Source organism: Streptomyces sp. NPDC057743 (genome assembly GCF_042798755.1).
Lineage (GTDB): Bacteria > Actinomycetota > Actinomycetes > Streptomycetales > Streptomycetaceae > Streptomyces.
Genome location: NZ_JBHVJX010000022.1, coordinates 25,823 through 47,549, shown reverse-complemented (window position 1 = coordinate 47,549; position 21,727 = coordinate 25,823). Strand labels below are relative to the sequence as shown.

Sequence of the window (21,727 nt, the reverse complement as noted above, 5' to 3'; positions counted from 1 at the left end):
GCGTGTAGGCGACGGGTCGGTAGAGGTTAGTCGCCGATGGCGGCAGTCACGGCCGAGGGCCCCGGGAAGTCCTCGGGAAGCGCATCCATGAGGATTTCGTCGGCAGGCTCGCCGAGCCAGTACCCCGACTTTCGGAAACGCCCTGCCTCTCGGAACCCGGCTTTCTGGTACGCGGCAATCCCAGCATGGTTGGGTGCCAGCACCTTCAGCCACACCGTGCGCAGCGCGCCGAGGTGGAAGGCCCAATCCAGGGTCAGCCGTGTTGCCTCGGCGGCGTACCCCTTCCCCCGCGCCTCGGGGGCGAGCACGATGACGAACTCGGCTGAGCGCGTGAAGGTGTTGATCTGCAACACGGTGATGCCGATCGCGGCCTGTTCGTCGAGCTGCACGACTTCGAACTGTTGGTAGCGGTCGTTCGCGCGCTGGCGTTCGTACCCGGCCGCGCGCACTTCCCAAGCCTGGGGGAACTGGTTGCCGTACCCCAGGATCGTGCGCGCGTCGTTCTCCCACCGGTGGTACTCCGGCAGCAGGTCTTGCCGGGGCATTCCGAGTGCCAGCCTTTCGCCGGTCAACAAGATGTGCGGTTCACTCACGGTTAGCTCCCTGCCGGTCCCGTGCGGCGCCGGGCCCGTCTGGTGTGTGGGTGGAGGTGTAGAGCGCGGTGTCGTCCGGCTCCTCGACGGGGTTGTCGTATGGGTCGACAATCCAGGCGTGCAGGCGTACGGGATCCATAGCCACGCCATGTCGCCATTCCGCCCGGCGTCCTGCGAGAGCCAGCAGCAGCGCCGCTGACGTCGATTCCTCCATGCATGCCCACCGCATCGGCATGAGTTGTGTGACCCACCGTGCGGCGCACACAGCGTAGCGAGCCTGATAGGACGTCGCGGGGCGCAAGTTCCGGCCCAGACAGGCGAGTCGAACGAGTCGTCGAAAGCGGCGCCGGCGACGGCCGAGCGTCAATGCTGCTGCGGTGACCAGTACGGCGGGGACCGCTCCCACGCGCCACCGCACTGGCACGTGTGGCAGGCGTGACAGAGCGGCCCGTTGTTCGACAGTTCCCCACGAGGGGGCGATGTCCCGTAGTGGGACGACGCTTGCGCCCAACGCGGTAGCGCCCTCGGATGCCGGACGTAGTTCAGTGCGGCCGGTGTCGTAGTCGATGAGGACGCAGGCATGCGGCGATGTGGCGGCGACAGTGTTGTGACGACTCACAGCGCACCTGCCCGAGACAGCTTGGCCCACTCAGTTCGTGGGCCGCGGTCGACCGCCTCCAGCCATGCTTCCGCCGCGATTGCGGACAGCAGCGGGGGCCAAACCGTCCGGGCCCCGAGCGCCGCCGCATGCATCGTGGCGCGCAGTGGATCAGGGTTGACCAGGCCTATGGCGGCGAGGCGTCCGTCCGCGAGGGTGAGAAGGCGCCGCAGGTTGACCCGTAGCCCCTGGTGGAAGTCGCCGACGAACACCCCTTTGGAGGCTCGTTGGCGGTGCGCCCGGGGGAGTACGTCAGCGAACGAATCGGCGAGCAGGGGCTTGTAGCGGCGGGCGGAGAAGCGGGCTTCGGCGCCGGCGGACACCACCGCATCCATTACCGCTCCGTCGAAGTAGGGGTTGTGCAGAGCGACGCCCAACGCGTCGGCCAGTTGCACTTCCGATTTCGCGGCACGTGCGACGTTCCGTGTCGAGGCAACGAGCAGAGAGTCCGGGCACGTTGTGGGGTTGCTTGCCGGTTCCGGTATCTCCGACGAGAGCCACGTGGGGCGTGTCCGCTTTGTGCGCCCAATACGGCCGGCGTCTCCGCGGAGTGCTGCTGTGATCAAGGGCCGAGGGTCTTGCCGGCGAAGCCGTGCCCAATCCATCGAATCCCGTACTAACCGCAGCAGTTGGCCCCGGCGGGCAAGGTTCACGAGGTGCGTGGGCGGGACCGTAAACAGGTTGTCCCCGCCGTCCCCCGTCAAGTGGCAACCAGATCCCAAATCGGCCACCGCTCGCAGTTGTTCGGAGAACATCGCCCATACCGCAGTGGACGGCGCCGGCTCATCCGTGGCCGGTAAGGGAACGGATGCTTCCGCGAAAGGGAGATGGCGAGTCGTGAGCGGGAAACGCGTCAACAACACCTCCTCCCTGCCGAGAGATTGGGCGTACTCCAGGTCACCGCCGTCCGTAATACCGGCCGGGTGCAACGTCATGCCCGTCACCTGACCATGCCGAGCAGCAAGTAAGGCCACCGTCGTTGAGTCCATCCCTGCCAAGTCTGAGGTGGTGGGGACCCCTTCAACCCGAACACGGACACCCTCGCTTAGTGCCCACCGCAGCGCGGCCACCACCGCACCCTCCGGCTGCGCCGAGGGGGACCACCACTCTGTGAGCGAGGGGGTGCCGTCCGGGCCCCACGACAGGGCATGCCCCGGCGGAACCGGCCGAACTCCCGCCCACGCACTGCGTGCAGGGGGCGGCGCGTTTCGTTCTCGGAGATACGCCCCCACCCAATCCGTGTCCACCGCTCCCTCGGCCAACGAGGCGAGGGCGAAGGCGCTTGACCCCCACACGTGACCGTCGGGGGTGGCAACCGTGTAGACCGGGCTTGCGCCGGTGGCATCGGTCAACAGCTCGACGGCGCCCGTCGGGCCGACCCTTACGGCCGTGTAGGAACCAGCCCATTCACCTGCGGCCGAGGCGAACGTGGGGCTCGACAGAGCGAGGCTCAGGTCCCGCTCGGTAGCGGAGCACGGGCCGAACACCGCCAATTTCCCGTTCGGTCGTTCAAGCGTGCGCAGATGGCCCGGCACATCGTCGCCGACGGTCCACACAGGTGGATCTCGCCACACCAGGCGGGCCCCGACCGGGGCGACAGGGTGCTTGCCTGGCGCGCAGCCGCCAAACCACCGCATCCGAAGTCCCTTCACGTTGATACCTCACTCCACCGTTGCGCGAACGGCGGCCCCCACAACGGGGGCCGCCGCGCTCGCATCAGTCGTACGGGTTCTGCTTCGACTCCGTGCTGTCTTGGTCACTGCCTCGCGTCAGCACGGCGGCGTCGCCCAGCTCGATCACCATCGGCGGCGTGAACGGGGCCGCTTGCTGCTGAGCGTTGATCTCCTCGGGGTCGGTCATGTCCTCTCCCTCCCTTCTCAACTCGACGTATCCGGGAATCCCTTGACCAGGTCGCCCCAGTGCAAGGGGTAGAACCGCTTCCCTGCCGGGGTGGGTGTGGGAGAGCCCTAATGGGTCGTCCCGGCAGGGGGCGGAGTCTCAGAGGTAGAGCTGTCGGTCGCATTGGCGGCAGTAGGTCTTGCCGCCGCGCTTGACGGTCTTCTGGTGCTCGCACGGCTGCGACTTGGTGAGCACGCCGGGTTGAGTGCAGCGTGCGCTTCGGTGTGCGCCTGCTCCGCATCCATGCGCGGCCGCTACTGCTGTCCATGACCCGTGTGCTGCCACCATGTCAGCCCTTTCGAACGTTCGCGGTTAGCCGTTCGTCCGTGTGCCTTGCCTGGCTACCTGCTCACACCATGGCCGCGAAGTGCGTACGCTCGACAGGGGGTAAGCCTTAACTCCACGACAGTTAAGGCCCGCGATCGAGGGAGAGGTCGTAGACCTGTGGCAATGGAAGACGACAACGGTCAACCATCCGCACCCATAAGCCTGTTGGGGTTCTTCGGTTCGCGAGTGCTCAAGCTGCGAACCGAACGGGGTTGGTCCCAGGCTGAGTTGGCCCATGAGGCTCACACCACAGGGGCGATGATCAGCTACGTGGAAAACGCCAAGCGCGTACCGTCCGCTGACTTGGCCCGCGATCTCGACAAGGCACTCGGCGTGGACTTCTTCGCCGAGTTCTACCCCCTCGTAGTCCGGTACGCCTACCCGTCATGGTTCCTGCCGTTCATCGAGCTAGAGGCAGAGGCCAACCGACACCGTGTCTTCGAGTCTCAGATCATCCCCGGCCTGTTGCAGACTGAGGACTACGCCCGCGCCATGCTCACTTCTGTACGGCCGGACAACCTAGATGACCTCGTCGCAGCCCGCATGACGCGGCAGGCCCTGCTCGAACGGGACCAGCCGCCTTACACCTGGTTCGTTGTGGATGAGCAAGCGTTACGCCGCAACATCGGCGGCCCAGACGTCATGCGGGCTCAGCTTGAACGCCTGCTCACGGCCGGGGAGCACCCACGATGTGTGATTCAGGTGGTGCCGGAAGAGGTGACCGCGCATCCAGGGCTAGCCGGTCCCTTCACCCTCTTGTCTTTCGACGAGGAGGGGCAGGAACCGAAAGCGGGCGAACACCGCCCACCGCATGACGTGCTGTATGTGGACGGGTTTTCACAAGGTCGAACCGCCCTGGACGCCGCAGAAGTCACGGCAGCCACGCACGCCTATGATCTGCTCAAGAGCTACGCACTATCGCCCAACGCGTCAGCGGAACGCATCGGCGGATATCTGGAAGCGGTGAAGAAGTGACGACCAACGCCCATACGTTGCCCGTCCGCTGGCGCAAGTCCAGCTACAGCACCAACGGTGGCAACTGCCTTGAAATCGGGGAGGGAACCACTGGTGTCGTTCCCGTCCGAGACAGCAAGGACCCGCAGGGCCCTCCGCTCGCCTTTGAGCCGTCTGCGTGGTCGTCGTTCGTTGCGGCCGTCAGGCGTGGCGGGTTCGCTTCCTGACCCTCGACGGTTAGCCGAACTGCTCCAGAGAAGACAAAGAGACGCCCCGCCCCGGCGCATTGCCGGTGGCGGGGCGTCCAGGTGATTAATGGGCGGCAGTGGCCTGCCAGGCAGCCACGGCCAGGCCGACGATGCCGACGAGTGCGGCGATGCTGGGCAGGGGCCATCGGCGGCGTTCGACGGCGTCGAGGCGGGTGTCGAGGTCGGCGAGGCGCCGGTCGGTCTGATCGGATCGCTGGCCCACAAGGGCGAGTTGCCCATCGAGGCGAGCGAACCCCGCCTCGACCGCGCCGCGCAGTCGCTCCAGTTCGAGGGCGACGTCGCCGGGGTCGCGGTCGGTCACGCGCTACCGCCTCCAGCATCCTCGGCGCTGCCGGGCGGCTCGGTGCGCAGCCAGCCGGGGAGTAGGGCCTGCACGCCGGGCAGGGCCATGACGCGGGCGAGGCCGCCGGCGACGGCGAGGGAGCCGGCGACCCACGGCAGGGAGGCGGGAATGCCGGCGGCGTCGACGATGGCGGGCAGCAGCACTGCGAGGGCGACAGTGGTCTGCACGACGGTGCGGATGGTGCGCCGAGTGGCGTCGGTCATCGGTGGTTCCTCACTTCACGATCTTGAGGGTCTGGCCGGCGTAGATCCGGTCCGGGTTGGCGATGCGGTTCGCGGCGGCGAGCTTGGCGACGGTCGTCCCGTACCGCGCGGCGATGCCGGAGAGGGTGTCGCCGGAGCGCACGGTGTACGTGGCGGACGGCGGTGGTGTGGGGCGGTTCGGCGGGGCCGCGGTGCCGGTCGCCCATGCCCGCAGCGCGGCCCCGTCCGCGAACTGGCCGACGTTGGTGTCGATGGGCCGGTCGGTGTGCTGGTGGAACAGCCAATTCGCCTTGATCCGGGGGCGACCTGCGGTGACGTAGTCCGCGATCCACAGACCATCGCCGGCGTAGGAGGTGGTGTCGCGGTTGAGCCAGAAGTCGCGGTTCACGTACAAGATCACGCGGTGTGTGGGGCGGAGCCGCTTCACCGCGCGAAGGAACGCATCCTTCTCCGCGCACGACGCGCGGGTGCCGGACCCGGTGGTTTCCCAGTCCACGGCCAGGACGTCACCGGCGACGCTGGCGCACTTCTCGACGAAGTACCGGGCCTGCGCCTCGATGTTGCCTGGCCACAGGAAGTGGTAGAAGCCGACGATCATGCCGTTGCGGCGGGCGTGGGCGGCCTGGGCGGACTGGCGGGGGTTGATGTACGACGTGCCCTCGGTGGCCTTGATGAACGCGAAATCCAGCCCCTTGGTGCTGTACGTCGCGGACTGGTAGGAGGAGACGTCGACGCCTCTCACGGTCATGTGGTGTCTTCCTTGCATGAGAAAACGCCCGGCGCGGTGCGCTCGGGCGTGTGGTCGGTCGGATGATGGTCAGCCGAGGGCGGCCCAATAGCAGGTTGACCCCTCGGTCATGTCGGTCAGCTTCAGCGAGGCGGGCAACGTCGTGAGGGTGGTCGAGCTGGTCTGAAGCCAGCGGTGCACCCCGTTGATATCCGCGGCCCGCGCCCCTGAAATCGTCGTGCTGCCAGTCCAGTTGGTTGCAGCGAGGTAGGGCACGGCCGTGTCGGTGCCCTTGATCAGGATCGCTGCGTAGTAACTCCCGGCCGCCAGGCTGACCGGCGCCGACAAGTTGAACGTGGCGAGTTGCCCGCCCATGTTGTGTGTCTCGGGAAGCGACGACGTCACGTTCGCGGTGTGCGCGACGCGGTCGAGGTTCTTGTCGTAGATGCCGAAGTACGCGGCTGACACAGTGCTTTTGGGCTTGTCGTAGCCCATGACGTGCACGGCAACTGTGTTGATGGTCGCCGCGGCCCGGAGGGGGACGCCGACGAGATACAGGCGGCCGGCCTCGCTGGGCATGTCTCCGGGCGTTCGGGAGCAGGCCCCAAGGTCGTAGGCCCAGGCACGCAGGCCGTAGTCGTCGGGCATCCATGTGCCGGGCAGGGCCGGCGCGTTGGCGGTGGGGAGTTGCGCGGTGGGTACCTTGCCGGCCGCGTCGAGGGCGGCGACGCCGCCGGCGGCTCCCCGGGTGCTGGTGGCCAGCGCGCCGACGTCGCCGGCGTTGAGTTGCACGGTGCCGGTTTGGCCGTTGACTGACGCGACCGCGCCGGCGGTGGGTGGGAGTTGGGCGGTAGGGACTTTGCCGGTGTCGTCGAGCTGGGCGACGCCGCCCGGGGCGCCGGCCGTGGCCGAGGGGATCGCTCCGACGTCGGCCGCGGTGAGCGTGACCTCGGCGGCCGCATGGCCGTTGACCGATTGCACTCGGCCATCGGCCCCCGGAGCGCCCTGCATGCCGCGCTCCCCCTGGGGGCCCGGTTCGCCCTGGGGCCCGGTCGGTCCCCGCTTGCCCTCGGGGCCGCGGGGTCCGACCAGGGAGGCGAGCCAGTCGGCCGGGGTGCCCTCGAACCCTTCGGCGAGGGCTACCTCGTAGGCGCTCTTGCCGCGTACCGCAACGTAGTTAGGCTTGGTGGGGTCGGTCGGTGCGATGTCGGCGAGGTCGACGTGCGGCTGCTCGGTGGGCAGCAGGACTTGATACGAGCGGCCGGCGGGGATGCCCCCGAGCTGCTCGGTGACGGTGTAGGACCAGCCGGCCGGGTCCATGTCGGGTGCGTCGGTGGCGGGCAGGGTTGCGCTGATCTGCCCTTGGGCGTCGAGCTGGGCGACGACGGGCCCGCCGAGGATGACGTCGGCGGCCGGGAACGTGAGCTGCGCCGGGGCGCGGAACGTCACGCTGCCAGAAAGGGGCCTGCCATCGGGGGAAAGGTAGCGGCTGGTGACGGTGACGGTGGGAATGGAGGTAGGGAGCATATTTCTCCGACTTCCAGTTGAATAGGCGAAGTTGAAGGGCCATTCACAGGGCATCTGCGCGTGCCGTCGCGGCCTGTGAGGTCGTTCACGTGGTGCAGGTGTGTGAAAGAGGTCCGCTGCCACTGGCTTGGGCCGACGCAGTCGGCGGCAGCAGGTCTTGTACGGCCCGAGAAGGAGGCCCATGTCATCGCTAGTCCCGCCGGTGGTTCATCCCGGCAGTCTCAGTTCCTCAGCTCAACCGACTCTCGTAGCGGGTGACTTGGTCTTGCGCCCGTGGGAGCTGAAGGATGTTCCCGTCGTCCGTATGGCTTTTGCTGATACGGAAGTTCGGAGGTGGACCCTGCTTTCGGGGAGTTCGGACGATGACGCGCACGCATGGATCAACAGGTGGGCGAAGTCCTGGAAGGACGAAACCGCGATCGGTTGGGCCGTGGTACCACCCAGCGGAGTGCCGGTAGGCCACATTGCCTTGCAGCAGCTCAACCTTCCGCGTGGCATCGGACGTACTACCTGCTGGCTGCTGCGGAGTAGCCGGGGCTACGGCTGGGGTTATCGTGCTCGGCAAACGGCGGCCCGTTGGGCTTTTGATGACGTCGGCCTGCATCGTCTCGCCCTTGCACATTCGACTGCCAACGAGGCGTCTTGTCGGTCTGCGTTGAAGACTGGGTTTGCGGCAGAAGGCGTTCGTCGCAGCGCCGCGCTCCACCTTGATGGCTGGCACGACATGCACGAACACGGGTGTGTTCAGGGCGATCTGCCAAACGCAGACACGCCACCTCGCAGTGACGTACGCCCTGGTGATTAGGTGACTTCTGTGTGGTTTGCGGTATTGGCTCCCCATATGCCTTGGCACCAGGCGGCGGCGGTGCCGGTGCCGGCGGTGCGGCGGGCCTGGATGAGCAGGCCGGCGACGTCGCCGTGCGAGAGGCCGTGAGATCCGGGGGTGATGCGCTGTGCGGTGAAGACTTCTTTGCCGCCGGTGGCGGTGATGGTGTCGCCGATCTGGGAGACGTCGCCGTCGCGTTTGAGGACGAGGCGGGCCTCGGCGGTGGTGCCGGCCGGGGCGTAGAGGGACCACTGCGCGGCGATCACGGCGTGCTGAGTGCGGAGGGTGCCGGCGTGGGTGGTGGTCCAATCGGCGGCGGTCACGTGCGCGCTGGGCGCGAGGGGGATGGGTACCCAGGGGCGGCCGAGGTAGCCGTCGGCGTGCGCGTCGTCCATGACGATCGGCTCGGGGTACCCGGCGCGGGCGAACAACCTGATCATCTGGGACGCGTTGGTGTCGTTGCCGCCGACTTCCAGGGCGGCGCCGGTCCCGTCCTCGCGGGCCATGCTCACGCCGTAGCGGCCGGTGGGGAACTGCCCGACTCCGAGGATCTGCGCGCCGCCAGGCGATCGGACATCGAGGCTGCCGCCCTCACCGATGATCACGGCGCCGTGCGTGATCCGGTTCAGCGCCGGCCGAGTCTGTGTGCGGCCGGCGAGTTCACGCACCTGCCGTTCCAGGGCCCGGATGCGGTCGAGCAGGTCGAGGGGGACAGCAGCCATTAGGGCGCCTCCAGGAAGAGTTTCGCGGTTTCGGGCCGTCCGCGCTCGGGCGGGGTGATGGCCATGCCGACGACGCGGTACCGCTCGTCGAGGTCCTCGGGCCACCACAAATCGCGGATGCGCAGGCGGATGGTGGTGCCGAGCATGGCGGGGGAGAGGGGCGCGCGGCCCATGTGGACGGTGATTTCGGGGATGGTGCGCGGGGAGCGGGCGGTGTCCCAGTCGGCCCGCGCGTGCGCGTCGAGGGTGGGTTTCTCGATCACGGTGGAGTAGTCCGAGGTGTCGTCGAGGCGGGGCCAGCCGGCCGAGAGGGCGCCCTCGTCAACAAGTAGATCAGACAGCAACGGCACTGATTCCGCGGCCTGGTTGGCGTTGTCGCTGGCGCCGCGGGACTGCCAGGCGTTCGCCTGCCCGGTGGCGTCCACGGGCCAGGCGTAGGACATGACCGGGCCCGGATGGTCGAGGACGGTGTCGGCGGTGCCCGTCCGGATCACCGGTGACCCAAGCTGCAAGCGTTTGATGCGCCGGCCGCTTTCGGGGTCCCGGAAGGCGGCGATGCGCCACTCGAACCCCTTCTCGACTCGGGAGAGTTGGTCGATGAGATCGCGCAGCGATGGGACGTCGTACCGGCTGTAGGTGCGGTCACGTGGCATGCCGGAGGTTTCGGTGCCGTACTCGATGCCGATGTCGCCGCCGGCGGCCTGCTGCGCGTAGTCGATCAACTGGCGCACGATGTCGAACTGTTCAACCTGCCGGGCCTCGAAGGTGTCGAAGAGCCGGCGGTGATCGAGGTAACTGTCGAACGTGCCGGCCTGCACCTGCATGGACAGAAAGCCGCGGTCAGTGGACTGCACCGCGGCCGTCCACACGATCCCGCCCCACCAGATTTCCCGCCCCCGCTCGATCCACAGTGCGGTTCGGCCCGGGGTGACGGCGGAGCGCACGCGGGCAGCAACGGCAGCGTTGGGGATGGGGATGGTTCCTTGGGCGGTGCCGGTCTTGCCGAGGTAGTCGTCGAAGCTGACGCCCTGCAACGGCAGCACGTCGAGGAGTTGGTCGGTGCGCAGGTCGCAGATCAGGGCCCTGTAGGGGGCTGACATGGCACCCCCTTCCCGTGTTGGTCAGTCGGTCCACCAGGAGCAGCCGAACGCCAACCATGTGGAGACGGGCCGCTGAAAGGCGGCGGTGATCGTTCCGCGTCCGCTGATCTCGCCGCGGACGACGCCGGCCGGGTAGGTGCTGGAGACGTCGCAGCCGAACAGCACCTCGGCGTACGACGTGGGCGACTGGGACGGTCGATAGGCGGCTGGCAGGGTCAGGCCCGGTAGCGGCTGGCCGTCGGCGGGGATGGGGCCGGCGGTGCGCGTGATCCGCCCGCGCAGATGCACCTGTGCGCCCGCCCGACGGATTTGGAGAGGGTAGGCGTTAGCGGAGAACCGCGCGTATCCGGTGGGCAGGGGGAGATCAATCCAGCCGGTGTCGGCCGGGTAGGGCTGCCACGCACCGACCGAGGCACTCCAACGCTCCAGCCCGGTGCCGGTGTCGCGGTACTGCCCGTCGTAGGCGCCGGGGAAGTTCAGTCCCCAGCCGCGGGGGATGATCCCTCCGTACGCGGCGGTGTACCGGCGCCGGTCGGCCAGCGCAGAGGCCCAGTTGATCCCGCCGGTCCCGGCGGACGCGCCGGCGGGAACGGTCACCTCCCACAGCCGGAGCGCGGCCGGCGGCAGGGCGGGCGCGGCAGGGGTTGCTGAGGGGGTGCCTTGGATGACCTCGACGGCGACGGCGGTCTGCTCGCTGGTGTCGAACAGCGGGTCCAGGACGCGCAGCACGATGGAGTCGACCCGCGGGTACTGCGCATCTCCGTCGGCGACGGTGAGCGTTTCGGGGGCGGTTACGGCGACGGGGTAGGCGCCCTGGGCGTCGGTGCCTTGCACCAGCGCGCGGCCGGTGCCGATCTGCACCTGCATGGACGCGACCGGCGTCGCTGTGAGCGGATCACCCCCGGCGATCACCCCACTGCGGGAGGCGAGTTCAGAGGTGGGGGTCATGGCGCCGAGCGGCGCGAGGCGGGTGTCGGCGCGGGTCTGCCCGTCAGGCAGCAGCCACGCGGCGCGCACGGTCATGGGCGGGTCTCCTTACCAGTAGGCCGAGCGCCACCGCACGGAGCAGGCGGCGCGCGGGTCAGTGGTCCCAGGCGCGGCCCGGAACGCGAAGTGCCTCAAGCCAGGCGGGAGCGTGAACGTTCCCTCTGGGCTTGATCGGTTGGTGGCGGTGTAGAGGCGCGAGGCGGTGCCGTTGAGCGTGACCGTGCCGGCCGCGGTGTCGACGGTGAGTTCGTCGTCGGCGGCGAGGGCGAGGTCGTACTCGATCCGGTCGCCGGTGCCCAGGTTGGTCAACGACGGGAGGGCGACCGGGCCCCGGAAGGTGATCACCGGGTGCGCGGGGGCGTCCCCGTCGTTCACCACGACCAGGGCCCCCGTGGACCCGGGGGCCCCGAAGTCGAGGGGCCAGTCGAGGCGTTCGGGACCGGGGGCGAGGTGCCAGTCGAGGCCGGGCTCGGGCATCGGTAGCCGGGTGGCGACATGCTGCTCGACGACGGCGTACCGGCGCGGGTCGCTCGCCTCGAACTGCAACGCCCCGCCGGTGACAACGCCGATGGCGTACCCGCGGGTGACGGGGACCGCGCGGCGGATGCACCGCGCCCACGACAGCAGCGGCGGGGAGTCGTCCAGGCGCACGACGAGCGGCTGCTCGGCGTCGGTGAGCGTGGTTGCTGCGGCAAGGTGCCGCGCGATGGTGCCGACCGCGCCGGGTTCGGCGCGCAGCACCAGGCCGTCAACGGTGATCGTGCGCGGCTGGGCCAACAGCCGGCCGGGGATGGCGCCGTGCGCGTCGGAGCGTGCCACGCTGCCAGAGTCCAGCCCGGGGGAGTCTTCCCACCCGGTGAGGGACTGCCAGCGGTAGGGGGTGCCGGGGCCGAGCAGCAGCTCGCCGAACTGCACGTGCCCCGGCACGCTGACCATGTCGCCAGCCACAGCTACCCCCTTGCCTTGGCGTGCCAGGCCAGCGCCGCGGCGGTTTGGTCCGCGGTCGCCGCTCCGGCGTGCCAGTTCTCGATATGTACGGTCGCTCCCCAACTGCTGTTCTGTTGGGTGCTGGTGGTGGGAGCGCCGCCAGCCGTGGCGAATTGCGGGGAAGAAGGGACGGACACCAACGACCGCATGGTGCGGTCGACGGCAGGGGCACCCGACTTGATGCCCTCGACGATGCCCGACGGAATGTGCCGGCCGATCTGATCTCGCATGACGCGCGAGGGCGAATGGATCCCCAACGCGCGGGCGATCGGCCCGGGGATCAGATCCTTCGCCCACCCCATCAGGGTGCGGGCCAGCCAAGGACCCATGTTCTGAATCCCGTGCCACAGACCCATGATCAGGTCTTTTCCCTTGCCGTAGAGCATGGATCCGAAGTCGCCGAAATACGACACGATGCGCCCAGGCAGGCCGCGGACCCAGTCGAGCATCTCGCCGGCCTTACGTTTCGTACCGTCCTTGATCTCCGACCAATGCCGGATGATCAGGCCGACGAGCGTCCACTTCAGGAAGAAATCGGCGATGCGCTGCGGCAGCGCCTTGACCCAATCGACGATCGCGGTCCAGACCCGGACAGTGCCGGCCTTGATGTCGTCCCAGTGCTTGATGATCAGCCCGACGAGCGTGAAGTTCAGGAACAGGTCCAGCAGCCACTGCGCCACGCCCTCGATCTTGTTCCAGACCCATTCCCAGGCGGCGGCCGTGGCTGACTTGATCGCGTCCCACTTGGCCACGATGAGCGCGACCAGGCCCACCACGGCGGTGATGATCCAGCCGACGGGGCCCATGGCCATCACCCAGGCCGCAGCCATCCGCGCAGCCTGAATCAGGCTCTGCGCGCCCATGAGGACCCACGCGCCGACCACGCGCGTACCGGTAGCCACGGCGGCGCCGCCCTGCGCGACCCATCCGGCAAGGATCGTGGCGTTCGTGGCCACGAACCGGCCGGCGGCGGTGACACTGGCGGCGGTCTGCGTGGCCCAGCTCATCACCACCGCCGCACCGGTGGTGCCTGCCTGGGCGGCAAGCGTGATCAGGGTGGGGAGCATGAGCGTGGTGATCACGCCGGCCCCGACGCCAAGGGCGGTGGAGTGCTCGGAAATGAAGCTGCTGGCGGTCTTGAACGCGCGGCCGAGGCCACCGTCACCGAGCCAGTTCACGAGCTTCTCAATCGCCGGGACGACGTAGGTGCCGAGTACCTCGACAACTCCCTGCATGAGCTTGCGTTTGAACGCCTCGACTTTGGTTGCGGCGTTGTCACGCATAGCGTTGCCCGCGCCGTCGGCGGCGCCCTTGACGTCCCCCAACGCCTTGACGGCGCTGGAGGGATCCAGGGAGTACAGTGCCTTTCCGAGGTCTTCGGCCTTGGTGCCGAACAGCTCGGTTGCGATGGCGTTCTGCTCGGTGGGGTTTTTGACGGCCCGTAGGGCATCGAGGGTCTTGTCGAGGGCGCCGGTCGCGCTGCTGCCGCCCTTGCCGATGGCGGCGAACATCTTGTCGGCGTTGAGGTGGAGTTTCTCGAATCCGCCCCGGACCTTGTCTGATCCGGCGACGGCCTCGATGGAGAACTCTTTGATGGTGTCGGCGACGACGTCGGCATCGCGGGCGCCGCCCTTGAGGCCCTGCTGAATGAGCCCCATCGCCTGCTGCCCGGACAGGCCCATGTTCCGGAACTGCGTGCTGTACTCAGTGAACGTGTCGAGCAGATCCTCGGCCGCGTTCCCGCCGCGCTGCGTGCCGCGAACGAGTACGTCCATGGCCTCATCGGCGTTCTTGGCCAGGCCCGTTCGCATCATCTGCCCGACGGACCGGGTAACGGCGGATACGTCCTCGCCCATCACCGAGGCGGTGTCGGCAACCCGCTTGCCCATGGTGGTGATCTGCTGCTCGGTCGCCTCCGGCGGCAGCAGTCCAGCCCGCGCAATGCCCTTGATCGCCTCGGCACCGTCTTGGACGCTGTCGACGATCGCCCCGGAATACAGCGCACCCGCAGCCTTGCCGTACTTCGCAGCGGCCGGACCGCTGGCGCCGAGCTGCGCCTGCAACTGGCCTGGGATCTTGGCCTGTTCGAGGGCCTCGCCGATCCCACCCACCAGCGCGGTACCGATGGCCAGGCCGACCGCGGCGGCGGCGAGCTTCTTGAGCCCCTTCTGTATGGCCTCGGCGGCGCGGTTGCCGCCCCGGTCGGCGCCCTGTTCGACGCCGTCGCCGAGTTGGTTACCGGCCTGCCGCCCGGACCGGTCCGCACTTGCGGCCATCCGATCTCCGCCGGCGCGCAGCGCGGCCTCGGCCCGCTGTACGCCCGTGCGGGCGCCGGAGTCGTCGACGCTGATGGTTGCGGAGAGTTCGCCGACGCGCAGAGCCACGGCGCATCACCTCCGGACGGTCGTGCCTCCCGGGGATGCGGAGGCGGCGGGCGGGGGTGTGAGCGCGCGGGCGAGGCGCGACTCGGCGGAGAGAAGGGCGAGGATGCGCACACGCAGCCACCGCCAGGACCGGGCCCGCAGCAGCGCCCGGTCGCCGAGGTCGACGCCGTAGATCTCGTGCAGATCGGCCTCGATCAACGGCCAGTGACCGAGGATCCTGGGCCAGGTCAGCGCGGGCGGTTGCCCTTGCCCCGGGCGCGGGCGGGGGGTGCCTTCGGGCCACTCGTACCACTCGTAGAGCCCCGACTCGGGGTCGACTTCGCCGCGCCCGACCGGGCCCGGCGCGTCTCCCGATTCGGGGCCAGACGAGAAGGGTCGCCGCCCGCATTCCAGAAGCGTTCGGCCGCGGCCTTGTCCTGCGTGATCCACACCATGGCCGTCAGGGCGGCGTGTTTGAGGGCCGGCCAGGGCACAGCGTCGGCGACCATCTGCGCGTACGCGCTGCCGAGCACGTCGGCATACAGGTCCCGCTCGGCGGCGTCCCCGAGCACCTGGTCGTCGACGCGCCCGCCGTCAGCCGCCACCGCCGCGGCGTTGAGCAGCGCCTGCGTGCGCAGGCCCACCTCGGCGGACGGCGCCGGAACGGTGTAGACGGTTCCCCGGATGGGGAGCTGAATGGTTTCGTCGAGCAGCTCGTCGAGCGCTTCGAACCCCACTACGCATCACCCCTCTTGTTCACCGGCGGCGAGTCGGCGACCGGGTTGGGGATCTCCGTAAGCGGTCCACTCCCGGTAAGCGTGACCTTGATCGTGTCGACCTCGTCGGGGCCACCGCCCTCGGGCTCCCAAGTGACCAGGGCGGTACCTTCCTGCGCGTCCGGAGCCCCGTTGCGGTCGTAGTACCGAACCCGGACGTAGGAAGCGGCACCAAACGACATGGACGCCCGCCGCAGCGCCTCCTGAGCGGCGTTGAACACGCCGGTTGTCGGGTGGGCGCGGTGAGCGAGGGTGACCTCGACGGACCACGCGAGCATGGTCACGGCCTGCTCCGACCACCCCTCGGCGTCATACGTCGTGACGTCCTGCTGAGTCGGTTCGATCTTGGGCGTGAACTCGGTAATGCCGGGGACCAGCGTCCACGCGGGGGTGCCATCCTTGCCCATGTCCAGCTCCAGCCGGTAGCGGCGGGCGAGCGCGGTCACGGTCTCGGCCGGCGGCGTCGGGGTGCTCAAAGCAGCCTCCTATTCGAGGTGTTGGGCCGCGCGGTGGGCGCGGGCGTAGTAGTTGCTGCTGCGCTCCATACGGCCGGCGGAGTCGGCACCGATCGGCGCGGCCGAGACGCGGTAGAGAAGCTGCACGCGGACCGCGCCCCAGGCGTGGGGGCCGGAGCCGTGCAGCACGTCGAACACGGCGTCGTCGAGCACGTCGACCTCGCGCGGGTCCGGGCCGGCGCGGGTGCGGACCTGTATGCCGGTGGTGGTGTCGGTGAGCGAGGGGGAGTCGGTCACCGGGTAGGCAGATAGGCAGAGCACGCGATCCGGCGCCGGCGGCATCGCGGCGATAGTGATCGCGGTATCGCTCGGCCCATACACACCGTCGGGCCGGTAAGTGCCGACCCTGGCGGCGTCGAGGAGGCGGGCGAGGCCGTCGAGCAGGTCGGTGGTGTAGCTCATGAGCGCAGCGCCCGCCGAACCTGCGCGGCGATCAACGCCTGCACCGTCGCCGACTCCTGCGGTAGTACCGACTCCAGATACTTCGCCGACCGCCCCGGAGAGTGCCGGGCGTTGAGATCCTCATGCACCCGGCGGGCGTACGGGGTGTCGTAGGAGACAGCAGCGACGATCTGCTGCTCATCAACCGATGCGGCGCCGGAGCGTTCGAGGGTGCCCTCGGCGATCGGCACGCGTTGACGGCTGGCCTGTAGGACGCGCTCGGCTCCGAGCAACGCGCCGCGGGCGGCGGCTTGTTGAATGGCAGCGGTTGCGGCCTGACCGTTCCAGTGCAGGCGTGCGCGTTGTGCAGTCATTCGCAACTCACCTCCATACAGGCAGGAATGGGCAGCCCCGGGGCGGTGTGGTGGGCGACGGTGAGTGCCGTGGTGGTGCGCCCGTCGGGCAGGGTGATCAGACTCCCGGGTGGGCAGTCGAGCGTCGGCCCGGCAATAACGGTTGCGGTCGCGGTGACTTGGCGGCCGTCGGCGGTGCGCACCATGCGCGGGGTTTCGTCCACCAGGGCGCGGACGTTGGGGATGGCATGGCGGTATTGCGCTCCGTAGGCGCCCTCGCCGGCGTACGGCTCGACGGTGACGCGGTGGCGCAGTAGCACCGCCGGTACGCGTGTCACCACGGCCACACCATCCCCGGTTCCAGCCCGGCCCGGCGCAGCGCGCGGCCGGCGCGCGGCGCCAACTCGACTCCCGAGGCGGCCGGCTGTTGCCCGGACCGGCCGGACAGAGACACCGGCCCGATGGACACCGAATCCCAGATGCCGCCGCCGGTGCCGTCGTCGCCGGTGGCGAGCCAGTGCTCGACCTGCGCACACACGGCGTCCGCTAGGGCGGCGCGCACCCGGGCGTCGAGCGGGTCGCCGTCCTCGTCGACCGCGTACACCGCGGTCAGCAAGGCACTGTCGACGTCCTCGCTCGCGCGAGTGAGCAGCCGCTCGGCACCGTCCGGGGCAGGTTCGCCGAGGTAGGCGGCGAGCTGCTCGGGCGTGGCGTACAGGCGGCGCAACATCACTCCTCCGACGTGGTCGGGTTGACCTTGATCCCGCGCCATACAGCCGCGCCCTTGGTCGTCTTCAACGCGACGGCGACCGGGCCGAGTTCGACCTCGCCGCGCTTGACGGCGCCGGCGGTGGAGAAGTCCGGAAGCCACTGCCGGACCAGGCCGCCGCCGATGGTCGAGACACCGTGGAAGGCATCCAGGCCCAGGCGCACGGCGTACAGATCGGTGGTGCCGGTCTTGGCGTCGATACCGATCACCGGATCGGCGTTGCCGGCCTTGGCGCCCAGGTCGATGAACGGAATCCCGTCGTACGACTCGACGGTCTGCCCGAACGCGTTCTCGGTGCGGCTGTAGTAGCCGGCCCGACGCGCCAGCGACCGGATGCGGGCAATGGTCTTCTTGTTGCCGAGCAGCGCCGAGGGGGTGTCGTCGAGCAGGCCGAGGAACTCGTCGAGGGAGTCGAGGGCGTTGTGCGCGGCGGCCTGGTCGGCGGGGGTGGACCAGTCGGCCGCGGCCTTGTACTCCGTGCTGGAGTTGGCCAGCACCTTCGACAGTCCCTCGAACCCGGTCGCGGTGGATGTGTTGCGGGTGCCGTTGATGACCTGGTCGGAGAAGAACGCGCGGGCCGACTTGATCGTCTGGCCCATCTGGAAAGTGACTTCATTGGTGGCGGCCGGGCCCAAGTTGGACAGGACCCGGTCGATCTCGAACGCGCCGCCCAGCACGGAAAGGTCGACGGTCGCGCGCGTGCGCTTGGCCTGCTCAGTGCCGTACTCGGTGTTCAGCGGACGGAAAGCCGCGCCGCGCTCGGACACCAGGCGCGTGTAGCCGTACGTCAACGTCGCCCCGCCACCGGCAGGGTTCACGACATCGTCGAAGGTCATGTTGTCCAGCAGCCAACTCGACTTGCGGAACTCGTCGATCACGCGCAGGTCGATGTCGTCCTGCGTGTTCAACTTGGCGTCGGCGAGGGTGATTGCCATGGGTACTCCCTAGATTCAGGCGCCAAGCCGGGCGGCAATGGCGTCGCGGAGGGTGGCCGGCTTGGTGGGCGCAGCCGGGGCGCCGTTGAACTCCGCACCGCCGCGGCCGGGGACGGCCGGGGCTGCTCGGTACAGATCCGGATCGGCCTCGACCGCGGCCCGGATCGCGGCGACGATCTGCTCGTCGAACTTCCCGTCGGCGGGGTCGAGTTCGGCGACCGTGTCGAGGAACGACCGGCTGTTCAGTAGCCGGTCGGCGCGGGCGCCCTGGTCAGCAGCGGCCTTGTAGGCAGCCAGTTCCACGCGCGCCGTGCGAAGTTCGGCGCCGGTCTGGTCGAGCTGCTTGTCGCGCTCGGCGACCGTGGCAGCCAGAGCGGCCGGGTCCTGCTCGCCCTGGCCACCGTTGGGGTTGAGTGCCTTGGTCACCGCGTCGAGGGCGGTCCGTAGCTCGTCGCGCTCGGCGGCGGCCTGCTCGGCGCGCTCCGTGGCGTCGGCGAGCTGCTGCTCGGCGGCCGGGGGCGGCGTCGACGCCGCAGGGGCGGCCGGCGGCGTCTCTGGGGCCGCGGTGCCGGCGGCCGGCGCGGCCTCGGCGGTAGGTGTGGTGCTGTCGGACATGGGTGTCGGGTCCTCCGTGGTGGTGTGCACGCATGACAAAGGGCCCGCCATGGGCGGGCCCTTCAGGAAGGTTGGAGCAGCAGCGCCTACTCGGCGGCCTGCTCCCGATCGAGCTGCTCGTCGGGCAGCCGCATCGTCTTCGCGTAGCCGCGGACCCACGCGCTACGGCGCAGGTCTCCGGACGGGAAGGGGCAGGCTGTCACCGGGTCGCCGGAACGGCCGGCCGCCGCCCCCGCGTTGATCGCGCGGACCAGATCACCCCTGGTGCCCATACGCCCCTCCTTACAGCCGGTTCTGCCGGTCGTTGCGGGAGTGCCGCGCGGTCTGCGCCGCGGCGTCCCGGACGCCGGTGATCTGCTCGGTGTACTCAGCCAGGGTAGTGCGCGGGTGGGCCTCCCACCAGCGAATCAGGTCCTCCGACGCACGCGCATACGCCACGTGCGCCGGCCCTGTGAACAGCGATCGGGGGTCGATGCCGTCGGCCTCGGCCCGCCGGTTGAGCAGGTGTCCGCGCAGCGCGTCCTCGGCCTCCAACCACTGAGCTGCGATGTGCTCTCGGTACATCTCCCGGATCTGCTCCCGGGAGTAGGCCGAGCGCTGCGCCGCGGCGGCGTCCTCGCGCTCAGCGATCCACCGTTCGGTAGCGGACATGCCCGCGTACCGGTCGTCGTCGAGCGCAAGGTGCGCCCAGTCGTCCGGTTCGGCAGCCGGCGCGATGGCCTCGTCGACGGCGGCCCGGTCGGCGAGCTGCCCCTCGACGGTGTGCGCGCCGGCGGCCTCGGCCGGCGGGGCGGGTGGGTGCCGGCGATCAAGTTCGTCGGCGATCCTCTCGACGTCGCCCTCGCGGCCGTAGCGGATGGCCCAGCCGAGGACTTCGTCGCCCAGGCCGGACAGATCGGCCGCCAGATGCCCGCCGGGGAACACGGTCCGCAGCAGGTCGCGGCGGTCCGCCTCGGCAGCCAGCGCGCCCAGCTCGCCGGCGTCCGCGCCCCGGGCACGGAGGGCGAGCTGCGCATCGGAAAGGCCGATCAAGTCCGTCCGGGCGCCGGGGAGGCCGGCGGCCACGTCGCGGCGGTCCATCTCGGCAGCCACCCGCAGCACGTCGTCGTCGCCCAGGTGCGGCAGCACGCGGGCGAGTTCGGTGTCACCGAACGCGGTCAGATCCTCGGCGAGGCGCCCGTGCGGGCGGACACGGTCGAGCAGCTCGTGCTCGTCGCGCCGGTCAGCCTCGGCCTCAATCCGACGGCGGTCCCGCTCGTCCAGGTGCCCGGAGCCGTGCGCGACGGCGAGCTGCTCGTCGGCCATCTCCGGCAAAGTCCGCTCGTCGCCGGCGCGCACGCGGGCGGCCTCGACGGCGTCCTGCGACGGACGCGGCGCGGTGACGGGAAGGTTCCCGGCACCGGGCTGCTCGCGGTACCGCCTGCGGATCAACTCGGGGTGCGCGGCGAGGTGTTCGCGCTGCTTCTTTTGCCACGCGCGCACCTTGGCCTCGGCCGCCCGCTTGCCCTCGGGCGTAGTCGAGGCAGCGGCGCGGTTCTTCCACTTCCGAATGCCTCGCTCGATCGCGCGCTGCCGCTGGGTGGCCTCGTATCCGTCGGGGTCGGTGGAGTGCTCGACCGGTGGCCGGGTCACCCCAGGCAGGAAGGCACTGGTGGAGTGCCGGCAGTTGGGGTGTTGGAACCCATGGCGGCGCGCTTCGTCGAGGGAGCCGGCCACCTGCACGCAGACCGTGCGGCCGTCCTCGACGGCGTGCTCGACCTCCACAGTGCGGGAGCCGTCCGAGCCGTCCAAGGCCAGCACCTTGCCCTCGTAGGGGCGGCACAGCGGGCACTCGTGCGGCGCGTTGGAGACGATCACCAGGCCGACGCCGGCGGCGCGCAGACGGTCGCCGTGCGCCTCGACTGCGGCGCGCCCGACGCTGGTGCGCACGGCCATTTCGGCGTACGAGGTCATCGACCACGCGCGCCCGCCCTTGTCGACGAACGTCCGCAGGCCCCGGTCGGCAAACCGCTCCATGGCACGTTGCGTGGCCTGCCGGCGGGTGTCGATGCCGAGCAGGGGCGTAGCGGACACCTCGGCAACCACCTGGCGGTAGCCGTCCTCGACGCCGCGGAGAATGCCACGGTGCGTGGCGGTGACGCGGTCGATGGTCTCGTGCGCGAGGCGATCGACGGCGCGTCCGTTCGGAGTGCTTTCGGCGATCCGTCGGGCGTCCTGGTCGTGCAGCGCACCCAGCTCGATCAGACCGGCCCGTGCGCCCGCGTTGTACGCCTCGGCGATCACGTCGAACACGTCCAGGGCCATCGCTTTGCCGAGTTCATCGACGACGCTCTGCGCGGCGCGCCGCAGCGGCTGAATGTCGCGCAGCTTGGCCACCGCCCACCCCGGCGCGTCGTAGCCGTCGGCGAGCTGTCGGGCCACGATGCCCAACAGCCGGGCCTCGGCATCCGCGTACAGGTCGCGGACGCCGGCCGAGAGGTCCTCGACCATTCCGGGGTGGATCGACATCGCACCCCCTTTGACCGGCACGGAGCGTCGGTGACGGTCGGCGTGGGAGGAGACAAACTCCGATGTACCTGGATGAGGGGGTGGCGGCCTTCCGCCTCTCCATATCCTTTAACGAACGCACCTTCTGCCCGCTGACCTGCGCACTTCGGCGCCGGGCCTGGCCTCACTACAAGGGGTGATTGTGCGAATAAGGGACAGATGCCGCCCTGCTTGTGAGGTGAGTCACGCTCGGAGGTGTCCGTGAATCAAGGTGCGCAGGGGTGTTGACCTTGGATTGTGTGGCTCGACCTCCACGTTGCCCCGTGAATAATCGAGTCATTAAAGGAAAGTTCCGGCGATCCTTCGTCAACTTATAAGGGTCGGCCTGCGATTCAAAGGCTCTTGTGGCAG

General features: G+C 69.5%; 27 protein-coding genes and 1 pseudogene. 3 read left to right on the top strand and 25 right to left on the bottom strand.

Annotated elements, in window-relative coordinates:
* Positions 1-26: 26 nt before the first annotated feature.
* The 4 genes from ACFVFQ_RS24670 to ACFVFQ_RS24655 all read right to left on the bottom strand — a co-directional run bounded on the left by ACFVFQ_RS24670 (position 27) and on the right by ACFVFQ_RS24655 (position 3,111).
* Complete coding sequence (locus tag ACFVFQ_RS24670) at positions 27-593, bottom strand: GNAT family N-acetyltransferase (protein ID WP_383419653.1); 567 nt, start codon at positions 591-593, stop codon at positions 27-29.
* Complete coding sequence (locus ACFVFQ_RS24665; RefSeq protein ID WP_383419651.1) at positions 586-999, bottom strand: lasso peptide biosynthesis B2 protein; 414 nt, start codon at positions 997-999, stop codon at positions 586-588. Before ACFVFQ_RS24665 ends, ACFVFQ_RS24670 begins: the two co-directional genes overlap by 8 nt.
* A 209-nt stretch (positions 1,000-1,208) precedes the next feature.
* Positions 1,209-2,888 (bottom strand): albusnodin/ikarugamycin family macrolactam cyclase, encoded by a 1,680-nt coding sequence (locus ACFVFQ_RS24660; protein WP_383419829.1) that lies wholly within the window; start codon positions 2,886-2,888, stop codon positions 1,209-1,211.
* A 79-nt stretch (positions 2,889-2,967) separates the two neighbouring features.
* The gene (locus tag ACFVFQ_RS24655) at positions 2,968-3,111 is read right to left on the bottom strand and encodes an albusnodin family lasso peptide (RefSeq protein ID WP_383419649.1); all 144 of its coding nucleotides are present in this window, start codon (positions 3,109-3,111) and stop codon (positions 2,968-2,970) included.
* A gap of 489 nt (positions 3,112-3,600) precedes the next feature.
* Between ACFVFQ_RS24655 and ACFVFQ_RS24650 the strand changes: the two genes are divergently transcribed.
* Together ACFVFQ_RS24650 and ACFVFQ_RS24645 are read left to right on the top strand one after the other, a co-directional pair.
* A complete protein-coding gene (locus tag ACFVFQ_RS24650; protein WP_383419647.1) occupies positions 3,601-4,452 on the top strand; it encodes a Scr1 family TA system antitoxin-like transcriptional regulator in 852 nt (283 codons plus the stop codon).
* Positions 4,449-4,658, top strand: coding sequence for a DUF397 domain-containing protein (locus ACFVFQ_RS24645; protein WP_383419644.1), 210 nt, complete (start codon positions 4,449-4,451; stop codon positions 4,656-4,658). The genes ACFVFQ_RS24650 and ACFVFQ_RS24645 overlap by 4 nt, the downstream gene beginning before the upstream one ends.
* Before the next feature lie 85 nt (positions 4,659-4,743).
* Here the strand turns inward: ACFVFQ_RS24645 and ACFVFQ_RS24640 are convergent, their stop codons facing one another.
* From ACFVFQ_RS24640 to ACFVFQ_RS24620, 5 genes and pseudogenes are all read right to left on the bottom strand, one after another.
* Positions 4,744-5,001: a hypothetical protein gene (locus ACFVFQ_RS24640; protein ID WP_383419642.1), complete on the bottom strand. Its 258-nt coding sequence runs from the start codon at positions 4,999-5,001 to the stop codon at positions 4,744-4,746.
* Positions 4,998-5,246 carry a hypothetical protein gene (locus ACFVFQ_RS24635; protein ID WP_383419640.1) on the bottom strand — a complete coding sequence of 83 codons (249 nt, stop codon included), beginning with the start codon at positions 5,244-5,246 and terminating at the stop codon, positions 4,998-5,000. Before ACFVFQ_RS24635 ends, ACFVFQ_RS24640 begins: the two co-directional genes overlap by 4 nt.
* Before the next feature lie 10 nt (positions 5,247-5,256).
* Positions 5,257-5,388 (bottom strand): LysM peptidoglycan-binding domain-containing protein, encoded by a 132-nt coding sequence (locus ACFVFQ_RS24630; protein WP_383419827.1) that lies wholly within the window; start codon positions 5,386-5,388, stop codon positions 5,257-5,259.
* Positions 5,389-5,445: 57 nt separating this feature from the next.
* Positions 5,446-5,994, bottom strand: a pseudogene (locus ACFVFQ_RS24625) (GH25 family lysozyme); the annotation flags it as partial.
* A 69-nt stretch (positions 5,995-6,063) separates the two neighbouring features.
* A complete protein-coding gene (locus ACFVFQ_RS24620) occupies positions 6,064-7,422 on the bottom strand; it encodes a collagen-like protein (protein WP_383419638.1) in 1,359 nt (452 codons plus the stop codon).
* A gap of 259 nt (positions 7,423-7,681) precedes the next feature.
* Between ACFVFQ_RS24620 and ACFVFQ_RS24615 the strand changes: the two genes are divergently transcribed.
* Positions 7,682-8,305 (top strand): GNAT family N-acetyltransferase, encoded by a 624-nt coding sequence (locus tag ACFVFQ_RS24615; RefSeq protein ID WP_383419636.1) that lies wholly within the window; start codon positions 7,682-7,684, stop codon positions 8,303-8,305.
* Here ACFVFQ_RS24615 and ACFVFQ_RS24610 read toward each other — a convergent pair.
* From ACFVFQ_RS24610 to ACFVFQ_RS24535, 16 genes are all read right to left on the bottom strand, one after another.
* Positions 8,302-9,048: a hypothetical protein gene (locus ACFVFQ_RS24610; RefSeq protein ID WP_383419634.1), complete on the bottom strand. Its 747-nt coding sequence runs from the start codon at positions 9,046-9,048 to the stop codon at positions 8,302-8,304. The two genes, ACFVFQ_RS24615 and ACFVFQ_RS24610, sit on opposite strands and share 4 nt — an antisense overlap.
* On the bottom strand, positions 9,048-10,148 hold the full coding sequence (locus ACFVFQ_RS24605) for a hypothetical protein (protein ID WP_383419632.1): 1,101 nt from the start codon (positions 10,146-10,148) through the stop codon (positions 9,048-9,050). Before ACFVFQ_RS24605 ends, ACFVFQ_RS24610 begins: the two co-directional genes overlap by 1 nt.
* A 21-nt stretch (positions 10,149-10,169) precedes the next feature.
* Positions 10,170-11,171 carry a hypothetical protein gene (locus ACFVFQ_RS24600; protein WP_383419630.1) on the bottom strand — a complete coding sequence of 334 codons (1,002 nt, stop codon included), beginning with the start codon at positions 11,169-11,171 and terminating at the stop codon, positions 10,170-10,172.
* Positions 11,172-11,183: 12 nt separating this feature from the next.
* Positions 11,184-12,083, bottom strand: coding sequence for a phage distal tail protein (locus tag ACFVFQ_RS24595; RefSeq protein ID WP_383419627.1), 900 nt, complete (start codon positions 12,081-12,083; stop codon positions 11,184-11,186).
* Positions 12,084-12,085: 2 nt separating this feature from the next.
* Positions 12,086-14,506, bottom strand: a complete 2,421-nt coding sequence (locus ACFVFQ_RS24590) for a phage tail tape measure protein (protein ID WP_383419625.1) — start codon at positions 14,504-14,506, stop codon at positions 12,086-12,088.
* Positions 14,507-14,512: 6 nt separating this feature from the next.
* Positions 14,513-14,704: a hypothetical protein gene (locus tag ACFVFQ_RS24585; RefSeq protein WP_383419623.1), complete on the bottom strand. Its 192-nt coding sequence runs from the start codon at positions 14,702-14,704 to the stop codon at positions 14,513-14,515.
* Between the two features lie 29 nt (positions 14,705-14,733).
* Positions 14,734-15,222, bottom strand: a complete 489-nt coding sequence (locus tag ACFVFQ_RS24580; protein ID WP_383419621.1) for a hypothetical protein — start codon at positions 15,220-15,222, stop codon at positions 14,734-14,736.
* Positions 15,222-15,737, bottom strand: a complete 516-nt coding sequence (locus ACFVFQ_RS24575) for a phage tail tube protein (protein WP_383419619.1) — start codon at positions 15,735-15,737, stop codon at positions 15,222-15,224. Before ACFVFQ_RS24575 ends, ACFVFQ_RS24580 begins: the two co-directional genes overlap by 1 nt.
* Before the next feature lie 9 nt (positions 15,738-15,746).
* Complete coding sequence (locus ACFVFQ_RS24570; RefSeq protein WP_383419617.1) at positions 15,747-16,178, bottom strand: minor capsid protein; 432 nt, start codon at positions 16,176-16,178, stop codon at positions 15,747-15,749.
* Positions 16,175-16,531, bottom strand: a complete 357-nt coding sequence (locus ACFVFQ_RS24565; RefSeq protein ID WP_383419615.1) for a hypothetical protein — start codon at positions 16,529-16,531, stop codon at positions 16,175-16,177. Before ACFVFQ_RS24565 ends, ACFVFQ_RS24570 begins: the two co-directional genes overlap by 4 nt.
* Positions 16,528-16,848, bottom strand: a complete 321-nt coding sequence (locus ACFVFQ_RS24560) for a hypothetical protein (RefSeq protein ID WP_383419613.1) — start codon at positions 16,846-16,848, stop codon at positions 16,528-16,530. Before ACFVFQ_RS24560 ends, ACFVFQ_RS24565 begins: the two co-directional genes overlap by 4 nt.
* Positions 16,845-17,240: a hypothetical protein gene (locus ACFVFQ_RS24555; protein WP_383419611.1), complete on the bottom strand. Its 396-nt coding sequence runs from the start codon at positions 17,238-17,240 to the stop codon at positions 16,845-16,847. The genes ACFVFQ_RS24560 and ACFVFQ_RS24555 overlap by 4 nt, the downstream gene beginning before the upstream one ends.
* Complete coding sequence (locus ACFVFQ_RS24550) at positions 17,240-18,214, bottom strand: major capsid protein (RefSeq protein WP_383419609.1); 975 nt, start codon at positions 18,212-18,214, stop codon at positions 17,240-17,242. Before ACFVFQ_RS24550 ends, ACFVFQ_RS24555 begins: the two co-directional genes overlap by 1 nt.
* Positions 18,215-18,229: 15 nt before the next feature.
* Positions 18,230-18,829 carry a hypothetical protein gene (locus tag ACFVFQ_RS24545; RefSeq protein WP_383419607.1) on the bottom strand — a complete coding sequence of 200 codons (600 nt, stop codon included), beginning with the start codon at positions 18,827-18,829 and terminating at the stop codon, positions 18,230-18,232.
* A gap of 86 nt (positions 18,830-18,915) precedes the next feature.
* A complete protein-coding gene (locus tag ACFVFQ_RS24540) occupies positions 18,916-19,101 on the bottom strand; it encodes an Rmf/CrpP fold protein (protein WP_383419605.1) in 186 nt (61 codons plus the stop codon).
* 10 nt (positions 19,102-19,111) lie between these two features.
* Positions 19,112-21,337, bottom strand: coding sequence for a phage minor capsid protein (locus ACFVFQ_RS24535; protein WP_383419603.1), 2,226 nt, complete (start codon positions 21,335-21,337; stop codon positions 19,112-19,114).
* Between the last annotated feature and the right edge of the window lie 390 nt (positions 21,338-21,727).